This window comes from Allobosea lupini (assembly GCF_900109525.1).
Lineage (GTDB): Bacteria > Pseudomonadota > Alphaproteobacteria > Rhizobiales > Beijerinckiaceae > Allobosea > Allobosea lupini.
Genome location: NZ_FOAN01000002.1, coordinates 430233 through 442285 on the forward strand (window position 1 = coordinate 430233; position 12053 = coordinate 442285).

15 protein-coding genes are annotated in these 12053 nt (G+C 67.6%); 7 read left to right on the top strand and 8 right to left on the bottom strand.

From position 1 onward, the window contains the following. Positions 1-160: 160 nt before the first annotated feature. Both leuB and BMZ21_RS07520 read right to left on the bottom strand, forming a co-directional pair. Complete coding sequence (gene leuB / locus BMZ21_RS07515; protein ID WP_091831445.1) at positions 161-1270, bottom strand: 3-isopropylmalate dehydrogenase; 1110 nt, start codon at positions 1268-1270, stop codon at positions 161-163. Positions 1271-1347: 77 nt separating this feature from the next. Further along, complete coding sequence (locus tag BMZ21_RS07520) at positions 1348-2529, bottom strand: lytic murein transglycosylase (RefSeq protein WP_091831447.1); 1182 nt, start codon at positions 2527-2529, stop codon at positions 1348-1350. Between the two features lie 144 nt (positions 2530-2673). On the opposite strand from BMZ21_RS07520, the gene BMZ21_RS07525 reads away from it, so the two are divergent. Genes BMZ21_RS07525 through BMZ21_RS07540 form a run of 4 tightly spaced genes read left to right on the top strand, consistent with a single transcriptional unit; the run spans position 2674 to position 4432 of the window. Next, positions 2674-2934: a SemiSWEET family sugar transporter gene (locus BMZ21_RS07525; protein WP_091831449.1), complete on the top strand. Its 261-nt coding sequence runs from the start codon at positions 2674-2676 to the stop codon at positions 2932-2934. A 41-nt stretch (positions 2935-2975) separates the two neighbouring features. Further along, positions 2976-3332 carry a DMT family protein gene (locus BMZ21_RS07530; RefSeq protein ID WP_091831451.1) on the top strand — a complete coding sequence of 119 codons (357 nt, stop codon included), beginning with the start codon at positions 2976-2978 and terminating at the stop codon, positions 3330-3332. Positions 3333-3335: 3 nt separating this feature from the next. Next, positions 3336-4097: a class I SAM-dependent methyltransferase gene (locus BMZ21_RS07535; protein ID WP_091831453.1), complete on the top strand. Its 762-nt coding sequence runs from the start codon at positions 3336-3338 to the stop codon at positions 4095-4097. A gap of 32 nt (positions 4098-4129) precedes the next feature. Further along, entirely contained in the window at positions 4130-4432 is a 303-nt protein-coding gene (locus tag BMZ21_RS07540) for a hypothetical protein (protein ID WP_091831455.1), read from the top strand. A 197-nt stretch (positions 4433-4629) separates the two neighbouring features. On the opposite strand, the gene BMZ21_RS07545 is transcribed toward BMZ21_RS07540, so the two are convergent. The 5 genes from BMZ21_RS07545 to BMZ21_RS07565 all read right to left on the bottom strand — a co-directional run bounded on the left by BMZ21_RS07545 (position 4630) and on the right by BMZ21_RS07565 (position 9812). Further along, positions 4630-5748 carry a PQQ-dependent sugar dehydrogenase gene (locus BMZ21_RS07545; protein WP_091832381.1) on the bottom strand — a complete coding sequence of 373 codons (1119 nt, stop codon included), beginning with the start codon at positions 5746-5748 and terminating at the stop codon, positions 4630-4632. Between the two features lie 94 nt (positions 5749-5842). Continuing rightward, positions 5843-6829 (bottom strand): phosphatase PAP2 family protein, encoded by a 987-nt coding sequence (locus tag BMZ21_RS07550; protein ID WP_143079665.1) that lies wholly within the window; start codon positions 6827-6829, stop codon positions 5843-5845. 76 nt (positions 6830-6905) lie between these two features. Further along, complete coding sequence (locus BMZ21_RS07555; protein WP_091831460.1) at positions 6906-8210, bottom strand: NAD(P)H-dependent oxidoreductase; 1305 nt, start codon at positions 8208-8210, stop codon at positions 6906-6908. 25 nt (positions 8211-8235) lie between these two features. Next, a complete protein-coding gene (locus tag BMZ21_RS07560; protein WP_091831462.1) occupies positions 8236-8829 on the bottom strand; it encodes a histidine phosphatase family protein in 594 nt (197 codons plus the stop codon). Between the two features lie 8 nt (positions 8830-8837). Further along, the gene (locus BMZ21_RS07565) at positions 8838-9812 is read right to left on the bottom strand and encodes a Bug family tripartite tricarboxylate transporter substrate binding protein (RefSeq protein WP_091831464.1); all 975 of its coding nucleotides are present in this window, start codon (positions 9810-9812) and stop codon (positions 8838-8840) included. Between the two features lie 144 nt (positions 9813-9956). Here BMZ21_RS07565 and BMZ21_RS07570 point away from each other — a divergent pair, with 144 nt between their 5' ends. Beyond that, positions 9957-10769 carry a crotonase/enoyl-CoA hydratase family protein gene (locus BMZ21_RS07570; protein WP_091831466.1) on the top strand — a complete coding sequence of 271 codons (813 nt, stop codon included), beginning with the start codon at positions 9957-9959 and terminating at the stop codon, positions 10767-10769. Here the strand turns inward: BMZ21_RS07570 and BMZ21_RS07575 are convergent. Beyond that, positions 10766-11245, bottom strand: coding sequence for a YaiI/YqxD family protein (locus tag BMZ21_RS07575; protein WP_091831468.1), 480 nt, complete (start codon positions 11243-11245; stop codon positions 10766-10768). The genes BMZ21_RS07570 and BMZ21_RS07575 overlap by 4 nt on opposite strands. 126 nt (positions 11246-11371) lie before the next feature. On the opposite strand from BMZ21_RS07575, the gene BMZ21_RS07580 reads away from it, so the two are divergent. Both BMZ21_RS07580 and BMZ21_RS07585 read left to right on the top strand, forming a co-directional pair. Continuing rightward, complete coding sequence (locus BMZ21_RS07580) at positions 11372-11557, top strand: hypothetical protein (protein WP_143079666.1); 186 nt, start codon at positions 11372-11374, stop codon at positions 11555-11557. A 10-nt stretch (positions 11558-11567) separates the two neighbouring features. Beyond that, a complete protein-coding gene (locus BMZ21_RS07585; protein WP_091831472.1) occupies positions 11568-11798 on the top strand; it encodes a hypothetical protein in 231 nt (76 codons plus the stop codon). The last annotated feature ends 255 nt before the right edge of the window (positions 11799-12053 follow it).

Consider the following 12053-nt stretch of genomic DNA (forward strand, 5'->3'; position numbering starts at 1 on the left):
CGTCATGGTCGGGCTTGTCCCGACCACCCACGTCTTCGCTGATTGAAGGCGGTGTTCAAGACGTGGATGCTCGCCACAAGGGCGAGCATGACGTAGTGGAGCAGCGTGGTGTTCATGGTTTCCGGGCTCGCTGCTCCGCAGCGCCCCGGAATGACGAACCTCACCCCCGCGCTTCGAGCGCCTTGACGATGGCGTCGCCCATCTCGGTCGTCGAGACGGCGTTGGCGCCGGGCGCGGCGATGTCCTTGGTGCGGGTGCCGGCGCCGAGCACGTCGGCGATCGCGCCTTCGAGCCGGTCCGCCGCCTCGCCGGCGCCGAAGGAATAGCGCAGCGCCATGGCGAAGGAGCCGATCATCGCGATCGGGTTGGCAAGGCCTTTTCCGGCGATGTCGGGCGCCGAGCCGTGGACGGGTTCATAGAGCGCCTTGCGCTTGCCGGTGGCCGGATCCTCGGCGCCGAGCGAGGCGGAGGGCAGCATGCCGAGCGAGCCGGTCAGCATCGCCGCGACGTCGGAGAGGATGTCGCCGAAGAGGTTGTCGCAGACGATGACGTCGTACTGCTTGGGCCAGCGCACCAGCTGCATGGCGCAGTTGTCGGCCAGCACATGCTCGAGCTCGACATCCTTGTAGTCGCGGGCGTGCTGGGCAGTGACCGTCTGCTTCCAGAGCACGCCGGTCTTCATGACGTTGTGCTTCTCGGCCGAAGAGACCTTGTTGCGGCGGGTGCGGGCCAGCTCGAAGGCGACGGCGCAAATCCGCTCGATCTCGCCGGTCGTATAGAGCTGGGTGTCGACGCCGCGCTTGGAGCCGTCCTCCAGCGTGACGATCTCCTTCGGCTCGCCGAAATAGACGCCGCCGGTGAGCTCGCGCACGATCAGGATGTCGAGCCCTTCGACGACCTCCGGCTTCAGCGACGAGGCCGAGGCCAGCGCCGGATAGCAGATCGCCGGGCGCAGATTGGCGAACAGGCCGAGATCCTTGCGCAGGCGCAGCAGGCCGGCCTCGGGACGATGCTGATAGGGCACATCGGCCCATTTCGGGCCGCCGACCGCGCCGAACAGCACGGCGTCAGCTTCCTGGGCGAGCTTCATGTCGCCTTCCGAGATCGCCTGCTTGTGGGTGTCATAGGCGATGCCGCCGACGAGGCCGCGCTCGAGCGAGAACGAGCCGAGGCCCTGCTTCTCGAACCAGGAGACGATTTTCTCGACCTGACCCATTACCTCGGGGCCGATGCCGTCGCCGGGGAGCAGCAGGAGCTTGTGGTTCGCCATGGGAGCCTCGCGCAACAGAAATGCGCTGGCTGCTTACGAGGCGCAGCGTTCGTGCGCAAGCACGGGACGGCTGCGCCTCAGACGCGCCCGCCCTTCAGCGCGCGCAGGACCTTCTCGCCGGGGCGGCCGGTCTGGGGCATGCCGATCTTGCCCTCGATGTCCTTGATCGCCGCCCGCGTCAGCGCGCCGACCGCACCATCGGGCTCGCCGACGTTGTAGCCGCGCTGGATCAGCAGGCGCTGCAATTCGCGGCGCTGCTCGCGCGAGAGCGGCAGATCGTCGGTCGGCCATTCGCCCTGCACACCGGGCCGGCCGCGCAGGCGGTCGGACAGGAGCGAGATCGCAAGGGCATAGGAATCCGCGCCGTTATAGCTGTAGGCGGCGTCATAGTTCTTGAAGACGAGGAAGGCCGGGCCATTACGGCCGGCCGGCATCAGCAAGCCGGCATTGCCGGAACCGGTCAGCGCCGAGCCGTCGAATTTGACGATGCCTCGCGCCGCCCAGGACGAGACCGGCTGCTTCGGGTTGCGCCCGGTCGGGCCGGAATAGCCACCAGGCACGCGGACCTCGTAGCCCCAGGTCGCGCCGGTGACCCAGCCGGCCTTGTCCATGAAGTTCGCGGTCGAATGCAGCGCGTCGGGAATGGAGTCGACGAGGTCGCGCCGGCCGTCGCCATCGCCGTCGACCGCGAGCCGCAGATAGGTCGAGGGGATGAACTGGGTGTGGCCGAAGGCGCCGGCCCAGGAGCCGAACAGCCGCTCGGGGCGGACATCGCCGCGCTGGATGATCTGCAGGGTAGCGATCAATTCGCCCTTGAAGAAGGCATTGCGCCGCGGCGCCAGGCAGGCACCGGTCGAAAGCGCCTGGACCAGCGGCATCTTGCCCCGCGCCTTGCCGAAATCGCTCTCGACGCCCCAGACCGCCGCGATGGTGTGGCGGTCGACGCCGAAGCGCTGTTCGGCGGCGGCAAGCGTCGACGCGTGCTGGCGCATCATCGAGCGCCCTTCCGCGACCTTCTCGTCATCGACCAGCGTGCCGAGATAGTCCCAGATCGGAGTCTTGAACTCCGGCTGGTTGTTCATCGCCTCGATCACTTTCATGTCGGGCGTGACGCCCGCCATGGCGCGATCGAAGGTGGCGCCGGAGACGCCCTTGGCCGCGGCGGCCGAACGCAGGCCGGCGACGCAGGAGTCGAAATCGGCCCGGGCCGCGGTCGCGGCGGCGAGGACGAGAGGCAAGGCCAGGATCAATGTGCGCATAAGTCCACCGAATCGCAGGATTGACGCAAAACTAGGGCGCTGCGGTTAACGGAGGTTAACCATGCGAGGCCTGCCGCGCGCGGAACGCCGAAACCGGCTATGTCTGATCGACCTCGACTCTCGCGCGAATCGCCGCAGGCCCGCATGTCCACCGCCGCCATCGAAGCGCTCGGCTTCTGCGCCGCCCTGCTCACCACTTTCTGCTGGCTGCCGCAGGCCTGGCAGACGATCAAGACGCGCGACACCAGCGGCATCTCGCTGTGGACGCAGGCGCTTTTTGCCACGGGCATCGTGCTCTGGCTGATCTATGGCGTGCTGATCGCCTCATGGCCGCTGATCGGCGCCAATACGGTGACGCTCGCGCTGGTGCTGATCATCCTGACGATGAAACTCCGCTACGGCTGAGCCGTTGATCCCGCCGATCCTGCGCAAATCCGGACCCTGCCATGCCAACCCTCAGCGCCGCCCATCTCTTGCCGATCGCCATGCTGATCGGCTCGAACGTCTTCATGACCTTCGCCTGGTACGGCCATCTCTCCTACAAGAGCACGGCGATCTGGCTGGCGATCCTGGCGAGCTGGATGATCGCTCTGCCGGAATACATGCTCGCGGTGCCGGCCAACCGCATCGGCTCCGCCGTCTATTCGGCCGCCGAGCTGAAGACGATGCAGGAGGTGATCACGCTCTGCGTCTTCGCCGGCTTCTCCGTGTTCTGGCTCAAGGAGCAGCTGACCTGGAACCATGCGATCGGCTTTGCGCTGATCGCGGCCGGCGCCTTCTTCATCTTCCACGCCAAGGCCTGAGCGATGGCGCCGATCCCGCACTCCGGCCACCCTGCCGTCGAAGCCTATCTCGCCGAGGGCTATGACAGCGTCGTCGGCATGTCCTCGCGCTTTGCGGCGGCAATCTGCGCGCGGCTGCTGCGTTTGCAGACGGAAGAGGGGGTCGGCGGGCCGATCGCCGAAATCGGCGCTTTCGAAGGTCGCTTCTTCATCGCGCTGGCGCATGCGCTGGAGCCTGGCGAGCTTGCCGTCGGCATCGACATCTTCGAATGGCCAAATCCTCAGGTGAAGGATCGCTTCGAGGCGAACTGCCTGAAGCACGGCATCGCGCCCGAGCGCCGTGTTACCATCAAGGCCGATGCCGGCACGATGTCGCCGGCAGAACTGATAGGCCATGCCCGCGGCGAGAAGCTGCGCTTCATCCATATCGACGGCGAGCATTCGCGCGCGGCGCTGAGCAAGGATCTGGCGCTCGCCACCGCCTGCCTCGCCGAAGGCGGGCTCATCGTGCTCGACGACATGCTGCACCCCGGCTACCCGACGCTGATGGTCGCGGTGCAGGACTATCTTGCGGCCAATCCCGACATCGTTCCGCTGTGCATCATCGACCGTGAGACCATTGTCGGCGCGACCAAGTTCGTGCTTTGCCAGCGCGACTGGTTCGAGCGCTACCAGGCGGCCATGCTGACGATCTTCAAAGAGCAGGTCTGGCCGCTGGGAGCCGACTTCGAGCCACATTGGTGCCTCGTTCTGTCGCTCGATACGCGGCTCGCCGAGATCACCTGATTCTGCTCGAATTCCTCCGAAGGATGCCTGCCTTGCTCAAGCCGATCACGCTCTCCCTCTGCCTAGCCGCTCTGTCCGGCGCCGCCCTTGCCGGACCGACCTGCTCGCCGAGCGACGAGCGCGCCCGCATCCTCGCCTCGGCCTCGACCGGCAATCTCCATCGCGACTGGAAGGGCGGAAACCGGGTTGGCTATGGCTGGTCGCTGCAGGTCGACCGCAGCGTGCGCGACGCCGCCGGGACCGAGTACTATGTCGGCGATCTCTACGACACCAACGGGCATCTTGCGACCCGCAGGGTCTTCGTCGTCGAGCGCGAATGGGATTGCGGGCCGTGACGCCCGACACTCACCGAGCATCGCCATAACTCCCGTCATGGTCGGGCTTGTCCCGACCATCCACGTCTTCCTTCGGGCAAGGCGGTGTTCAAGACGTGGATGCTCGCCACAAGGGCGAGCATGACGGGCTGGAATAGCGTCGTGTTCTTTGCTTCCCCGGGCTCGCTGCTTTGCGGCGCCCGGAATGACGGAGCGCCTCAGCGCGCCGGCCTGACCCGCAGCACCTTGCCGTTCGAATCGTCGCTGAGGAGATAGAGGAAGCCGTCCGGCCCCTGCCGGACGTCGCGGATGCGCTCGCCGAGATTGCTCAGCAGGCGCTCCTCGCCGGTGACCTTCTCGCCATCGGTCGAGAGCCGCGACAGCAATTGGCCAGCGAGCGCGCCGACGAAGAGCGAGTTCTTCCAGGCCGGCCAGCGATCGCCGGTGTAGAAGGCGGCGCCGGAAGGCGCGATCGACGGGTCCCAGTAGAACAGCGGCTGTTCCATCCCGGGCTTGGACGTGCCGTCGCCGATCTTCACGCCGGAATAGTCGATGCCATAGGTGATGACCGGCCAGCCATAGTTCAGGCCGGCCTTGGGTGTGTTGATCTCGTCGCCGCCGCGCGCGCCGTGCTCGGCCGTCCAGAGCTGGCCGGTCTGCGGGTGAAGGGCGGCACCCTGGACATTCCGGTGGCCGATCGACCAGATCTCCGGCTGCCAGCCCGGCGTCTTCGGATTGCCCTCAGCCGCGCCGCCCTCCGGCTTGATGCGCAGGACCTTGCCGATATGGTTCTCCGGGTTCTGCGCCTGGTCGCGCTGGCTGTAGCGGTCGCCGACGGTGACGAAGAGCGCGCCGGTCCGGTCGAAGACCAGCCGTGAGCCGAAATGCATGTTGCTCGCGATCGTCGGCATCTGCCGGAAGATCACGCTGAGGCCCTCAAGCGCAGTGCCGTTGGCGCTCAACCTGGCGCGAGCGACGCTGGTGCCGTTGCCGTTGGCGCGCGGCTCGGCGAAGGAGAGATAGAGGTAGCGGTTCTGGGCGAAATTCGGATCGAGCACGACATCCAGCAGGCCGCCCTGCCCGCGCGCCACGACATTGGGCGCGCCGGAGATCGGCGCCGAGAGCTTGCCGTCGCTGCCGACGAGGCGCAGGCGGCCGGGGCGCTCGGTCACCAGCATGCGCCCGTCCGGCAGGAAGGCGAGGCCCCAGGGGTTCTCCAGCCCGCTCGCGACGGTTTCAACCACGAGCTCTCCGGCGCTCGATGGGTGCCGTTGCTGGGCGAAAGCCCAGCCCGGAAGAAGCGTTGCAGCAAGAACGAGCGCTCGAAAAACCCGCATCATCCGCACCTCTCCTCCGTTTCGCCTGGAAACGAGATAAGGTCCCGGACAGCGCCTCGCCAGCTGTTTTGCGCTTAGCGGCCTGGATTGCTCTTCATGATTTCGCGATAGCAACGGGCGCAGCAAGCGAATTCTGCCGTGCGACACCGCTCTTCACACGCAGCAGGCGCCGTGCGAGCAGATAGCACAAAACGGCAATGACCAGTCCGGCGGCGACATCGACGAAATAGTGCCCGCCATCGATCGGCGTGGCCGCGATCATGGCCAGATTGAGCGCGCCGAAAGACCAGCGCAGCACGGAATGGGACAACCCGGCCAGCAACATCAGGAGGCCGAGCGCAGCATGATAGGACGGAAAGGTGATAATGCCTTCGGCCTTCGACAGGTCGAGCTCGAGCGGCAGCCCAGCCCGCAGGGCATGCATGTCCTTGACGTGCACGAAGGCAGCCGAGGGCGACAGATTGGGATAATCGGCGGGGCTCAGGTTGAGATGGACGAACATCGCCATCGCCGGCAGCAAGCCTGAGATCGCTATCGTCACGATGCCGGACAGCATCATGGCCAGGGTCATGACGCGCGCCGCGTGTCCCAGGCCCGAGAACGACAGCACGAGCATCAGAACCAGCACTTGCGGGATAAAGCTCTGATAGGCCACGCGAAACAGGACACCCAGCAATGGGCGCTGGTCGACGACCTTGAGATAGGCCAGCCAATCGAGCCCGAGGCCCTGGTCGATCGCGTACAGAGCCGCATCCTGCATCGGCATACCCAAGGTCGCGACGAGATAGGAAAACAGCGCCCCGACCGTCATAAAGGCCGTCATCTGGCCACAGAGGTCCAGCGCATCGGCGAGGCGTGCTTCGCCGCGACGGTATCGGTAGTAGCGAGCGGCGAACGCCAGGCCCGCTCCCACCGCGACGGGTCCGGCAAGCGAGAGCGGCACGACCGAGATTTGCGAGAACGCCAGCCAGGCGAGATCGACCAAGAGCAAGCTCCCAGTCAGGATCCAGGCCAGACGGTTGGCCCGATCCGCGATCACCCCATGTCCCGACATCGCACGCTCCAGCGGCTTTGCCGCCATCATGCCCTCGGGCCCTTAAAGCCGGGTCAACACTATCCTCGAAACGGACCGGGTCGTGCGTTCGTCGCAAGGGCGTTTACCGGTCAGCCGCCTCGAGTTCACGTCGGAGCCGCACGATCTCCGCTCTTTCGTCGAGCATAACATCGTCACTGGTGACCACGGCCCCTGCCGCAACGTCGCGCTTCAATGTCACGCCATGCGCCAGTCCGATCGGCAGCGCCTTCGCCGCGCGGCTGGCGGCGGCTGGCATCAGTCTGCCATAAACGGTGTAGCCGCCCTCCCCGTCCAGCATCTCGCCGGCCTTGAGATCGCGCTTGGCGGTCGCGACCGCGTCGCCGCGCCAGCTCCGGGTCGTGCCGGTCGGCTCGCCGCGCAGCACCGCGTTCAGCACCGAGATCGAGAGTTCGAGCCCGATCAGGTGGAAGGGCTTGTACATCGCCGCATAGAGGCCGGTGGAATCGGTTGGCAGACCGTATTGCTTGAAGCAGGCGGCGGCGTAAGGGTTCGGCGCCTTCAGCACGACATAGACGCCCCAGCGCAGGTCGCGGAAGACCGGCCGCCCATCCCGCTCCAGCGAGGACACGACCTCGACCATGCCGTCATGGTCGAGCCGGCCGCCGACCGCCTTCGGCCGCAGGACATGGGCGAGATCGTCGACGCCGCAGGGCGGGAAAGCGAGACCGCCTTCCGGCACGTCGAGCCCGCTGGCATTGGCGATCGCCGCCATCTCGATCGCCGATTTGGTGCCGTCGAGGAAGGAGTTGAACATTTGCGGGTTCATGCCAGCAGCCTTCGCCGCTTCCGGCGTCAGCCCATAATGGCCCCAGACCTCGTCCGGCGTGACGCGGTGATAGGCCGGCAGATACTTCGTGCCCTTGCCGGCGGCCGCGACGGTGAAGCCGGAGGCTCTGGCCCAGTCTACCATCTCGGCGACAAGGGCGGGCTGGTCGCCATAGGCCATGGAATAGACCACGCCGGCTGCCTTCGCTTTGGCTGCCAGGACAGGGCCGACCAGCACATCGGCCTCGACATTGACCATCACGACATGGCGCCCGGCCGCGATCGCGGCGAGCGCATGGCGGGCGCCGGCGGCCGGATGCCCGGTCGCCTCGATCACCACCTCGACGCCGTCCATTTCCGCGGCGGCGACGCCGCTGTCGACGAAGCGCGTGGCGGCGATGCGGGCCTCGTCCCAGCCGACCGTGCGGCAGGCCTGACGCGCCCGCTCGGGATCGAGATCGGCGATCGCCGCAACTTCCAGTCCCTCGATATGCGGCGCCTGGGCCAGGAACATGGAGCCGAACTTGCCGGCGCCGATCAGGGCGCAGCGAACGGGACGGCCGGCCTCGGCGCGGGCGGCGAGCTTTGGCATCAGGTTCATCGCATCGCCCTTTTCTCGCTGGCCGTCACGGCGCAGGGATCGTGCCGCGTACGCTGATGCCGCCGTCAGGCTCGCGACGCAGCACCACGATATCGCCCGACCTGGGAAACACTCCGGTCAGCGCGGTGATGTTGACCTGATGGGTCACCATCACGACCGTTCCCGCATCGCGCGGCAGGCCGGACAGCCGCCGTCGGAGCGCATTCGTTGCGGACTCGCGCTCGCCGGAGCGGCCGAAGAAGGAGTTCAGCGCCTCGGGTGCGTCCTCGACGGTTCCCAGGCTCATGAGTTGCGCGGTGTCGCGCGCCCGGCACCACTGGCTCGTGAGCACGAGGCCGACGCGCACGCCGCGCCGGCGAAACTCATCCCCGATCCGGCGGGCCTGTGCGCGGCCTTGCTCGCCAAGATTGCGCTGCGTCGCGCAGTCGCCGATCCGGAAGCCGGCCGGATCGCCGACCCCGGGAGCGTCGGCATGACGCAGCAGCGCGATGTGCCCAGGCGTGGCAAGCGCATCCCACAGGGCGTCTGCACTCTCACGCGCCGCCGCAGTCGCCGCAAACGGCAGCCCGGCGAGCGCGACCAGCACGAGCCGGCGCGGCAGCGACGCGGGCACGCCCATCGGAACGCTCACTCCGGCTTCACGCCGGCTTCCCTGATGATCTTCTCCCAGGTTGCGATTTCCTGCTGATGGTAGGGCCGGAAGGCGGCGGGGTCGCGGATTTTGAGGGTGAAGCCGAGCTTGAGGATCTGCTCGGCGATCGCCGGCTTGGCGAGCGAGGCCAGCACGGCCTTCGACAGGGTATCGAGGACCGGCGCCGGCGTCGCGGCGGGCGCGAAGAAGGCGGCCCAGCTGTCGGCGTCGGCATCGCTCACGCCCTGCTCGCGCAGGGTCGGGATGTCCTTGGCGCGCGGATTGCGCTCCGGGCTCGCCAGCGCGATCGCCCGAAGCGTGCCGGCGTTGATCTGCTCCAGCACGGACGGCAGCGTCGAATTGGCGATGTCGATGCGCCCGCCGATGATCTCCTGCACCAGCGGCGCCGCGCCGCGGAACGGCACATGCGTCATCTTGATGCCGGTGCGCTGCATGAACAGCTCCATGGCGAGATGCGAGCCGGAGCCGACGCCGGTCGAGCCGTAATTGAGCTTACCGGGATCGGCCTTGGCGAGCGCGATCAGCTCCTTGATGGTCTTCGCCGGCAGGTCGTTGCGCACCACGAAAGCGTGCTCGAAGGCGCCGACGCCGGCGACCGGTGCGAAATCCTTGACCGCGTCGTAGCCCGGGTCCTTCAGCAGGAACATGTTGTTCCCATGCGTCTGGTTGTTGCCGAAGATGAAGGTGTGGCCGTCGGCGGCGCCATGCGCGACGGCGCGGGTGCCGACCGCGCCCGAAGCGCCGGCGCGGTTATCGACGAGGACGTTCTGGCCGATCGAGGTCGAGAGATCCTGGGCGACGAAGCGCGCGATCGCGTCGGTCGGCCCGCCGGCCGGATAGGGCACGACCAGGGTGATCGGCTTCGACGGATAGCTCTGCGCCCGGACGATGGCCGGAGCGAAGACGGCGCCGGCAACGAGGCCAAGCGTGGAACGGCGGGTCAGCGACATGAACTTCCTCCCGGGAGCCCGATTGGGAGACGGGCTTTCGCGGGAGGATTACGGGCAAAGCGGGTTTGCGTCCAGCGACTGGCGCGTAAGTGGCGTCCTGTCTTAGCCTTTTTGGCAATGAGGCTTTGAGGGAGACGAGATGCCATGACGATCCGGATCGAACGCAGCGGCAAGGTCGCGACCGTGATCCATGCGCGTCCCGAGGCTCGCAACGCCATGGATCCGGACAGCGCCATCGCCCTGACCGATGCCTTTGTCGCGCTCGACGCCGATCCGGAAACCGCCGTGATCGTGTTCTGGGGCGAAGGCGGCGCCTTCTGCGCTGGATGGGACCTGAAATACGCTCAGGCCTTCACGCAGGCCGAGCGCTTCCGGAGCGAGATCGTCGAAGGCCTCGCCTTCCCGCCGGGCGATGCGCCGCCGCCGCGCGGGCCGATGGGGCCCTCGCGCCTGGAGATGAGCAAGCCGGTGATCGCGGCCGTGGAAGGCCCGGCTGTCGCCGGCGGCATGGAGCTCGCGCTCTGGTGCGACGTCAGGGTGATGGCGCAGGACGCCTATTTCGGCGTCTACTGCCGGCGCTGGGGCATTCCGCTGATCGACGGCGGCACGGTCCGTCTGCCGCGCCTCGTCGGTCAGGGCCGCGCGCTCGAGATCGTCATGACCGGCCGCAAGGTCGAGGCCGAGGAGGCTCTGCGCATCGGGCTGTGCGAGAAGGTCGTTGCCCGAGGCGAGGCGCGCGCCGCGGCCGAGGCAATGGCGCAGGAGATCGCGCGCTTCCCGAGCGGCGCCATGCTGGCCGACCGCCGCAGCGTCATCGCCGGGCATGGCCTGCCCGTCCGCGAGGCGCTGGCGCGCGAATGGGAAGGCGGCGTCCATACCATCGCGACCGAAGGGGCGGCCGGCGCCGGCCGCTTCGCCGCCGGCAAGGGCCGCGGCGGCGATTTCAGCGAGATCTAGGCGGAAAGGCCCGCCCGCCTCAATCGCTGCACCGCGACGTCGAGCGCCTGCAGGAAAGCCGAGCGATCCTTCTGCGAGAACGGCTTCGGGCCGCCGCCGACGCTGCCCATGGCGCGCAAGTCTTCCATCATGTCGCGCGTCGCCAGCGCCATGCCGATCGAGGCCTCGGTGAAGGGCTTGCCGGTCGGGCCTATCACGTCGGCGCCGGCCTTGATGCAGCGGTCGGCGAGCGGGATGTCGGCGGTGATGACGATCGCGCCGCGGGCGGCACGCTCGGCAATCCAGTCGTCGGCGGCATCGAAGTTGCCAGGCACGACGACGCGCTCGATCCAGGTCTCGCGCGGCACCTGCATGAAGCTGTTGGCGACGACGAAGACCTTGAGCCGGTGCCGCTCGGCGACGCGATAGACCTCCGGCTTCACCGGACAGGCGTCGGCGTCGATATAGATCACGATGGTGTTGGGGGGCGCATCCATGGCGCCGGCATCGCAGCCGAGCGGCCCCCACGCAAGCCCTTATGCCGGCCTTATGCGTGCAAGCACCTTCCGCATGGCGGCCTTATCGGGGGCGGACCTACATCATCGGCATCGATGGAGGTCGATATGTCGATGAACAACGCCTTGTTCCGCACCAGCCAGCGGCGCCGTGCCCGCGCCGTCTATGACAGTGTCGCCAGCCGCCGCCCGGTCGTCGGGATCCTCTGTGCCGAGATGGTCGCGCTCGCCGTGTTCGCACTGGCCGCCGCCGCCGTCCTCGGCCTGCGCGCCTGGTTCGCCTTGCCGAACTGAGGACGCCGCCATGGGACAATTCAAGCCGCTGCAGCCGCTCAATGGCGAGAGCCATCTCTTCCTGGTCGGCCGGTCGAGCCACGGCTTCTGGGTCGCGCGCGACCTCGAAGGCCGCAGCGAAGGCATCTTCCGCAACCAGAAGGAGGCGGTTCGCTTCGCCCTTTCCGAGGGCGGCCATCCCAATGCCGTGCTGATCTCCCCGAACGGAGTCGAGCCCAGCTATGGTCTGGGCGTCCATTGAGGGCATGCCCGGCGCCGACAAGGCGAGCCGCGACCTCGACAGGGCGCTGCTCGGCATCTTCCTGGAAGCCGCTGGCGCACTGATCGACCAACTCGCCGGCGCCGGCATCGGCGATCCTGCCGACATCGCCCGGCGGCTCAACCGCCGCGGCTTTCCCTGTTTCGGCCGGCCACGCTGGGGCGCTGGCACTGTCGCCATGGTGCAGCGCCGCTGGGCGCTCCGGCACGCTGGGGATGGGGCGCTGCTGCGCCAAGA

What these genes read in the sequence shown, in the direction of transcription:
- BMZ21_RS07545 (WP_091832381.1), bottom strand. Translation starts at nt 5,748, where the DNA reads ATGCGGGTTTTTCGAGCGCTCGTTCTTGCTGCAACGCTTCTTCCGGGC.
- BMZ21_RS07535 (WP_091831453.1), top strand. Translation starts at nt 3,336, where the DNA reads ATGGCGCCGATCCCGCACTCCGGCCACCCTGCCGTCGAAGCCTATCTC.
- BMZ21_RS07520 (WP_091831447.1), bottom strand. Translation starts at nt 2,529, where the DNA reads ATGCGCACATTGATCCTGGCCTTGCCTCTCGTCCTCGCCGCCGCGACC.
- leuB (WP_091831445.1), bottom strand. Translation starts at nt 1,270, where the DNA reads ATGGCGAACCACAAGCTCCTGCTGCTCCCCGGCGACGGCATCGGCCCC.
- BMZ21_RS07580 (WP_143079666.1), top strand. Translation starts at nt 11,372, where the DNA reads ATGTCGATGAACAACGCCTTGTTCCGCACCAGCCAGCGGCGCCGTGCC.
- BMZ21_RS07555 (WP_091831460.1), bottom strand. Translation starts at nt 8,210, where the DNA reads ATGAACCTGATGCCAAAGCTCGCCGCCCGCGCCGAGGCCGGCCGTCCC.
- BMZ21_RS07550 (WP_143079665.1), bottom strand. Translation starts at nt 6,829, where the DNA reads ATGGCGGCAAAGCCGCTGGAGCGTGCGATGTCGGGACATGGGGTGATC.
- BMZ21_RS07585 (WP_091831472.1), top strand. Translation starts at nt 11,568, where the DNA reads ATGGGACAATTCAAGCCGCTGCAGCCGCTCAATGGCGAGAGCCATCTC.
- BMZ21_RS07570 (WP_091831466.1), top strand. Translation starts at nt 9,957, where the DNA reads ATGACGATCCGGATCGAACGCAGCGGCAAGGTCGCGACCGTGATCCAT.
- BMZ21_RS07560 (WP_091831462.1), bottom strand. Translation starts at nt 8,829, where the DNA reads ATGGGCGTGCCCGCGTCGCTGCCGCGCCGGCTCGTGCTGGTCGCGCTC.
- BMZ21_RS07565 (WP_091831464.1), bottom strand. Translation starts at nt 9,812, where the DNA reads ATGTCGCTGACCCGCCGTTCCACGCTTGGCCTCGTTGCCGGCGCCGTC.
- BMZ21_RS07525 (WP_091831449.1), top strand. Translation starts at nt 2,674, where the DNA reads ATGTCCACCGCCGCCATCGAAGCGCTCGGCTTCTGCGCCGCCCTGCTC.
- BMZ21_RS07575 (WP_091831468.1), bottom strand. Translation starts at nt 11,245, where the DNA reads ATGGATGCGCCCCCCAACACCATCGTGATCTATATCGACGCCGACGCC.
- BMZ21_RS07530 (WP_091831451.1), top strand. Translation starts at nt 2,976, where the DNA reads ATGCCAACCCTCAGCGCCGCCCATCTCTTGCCGATCGCCATGCTGATC.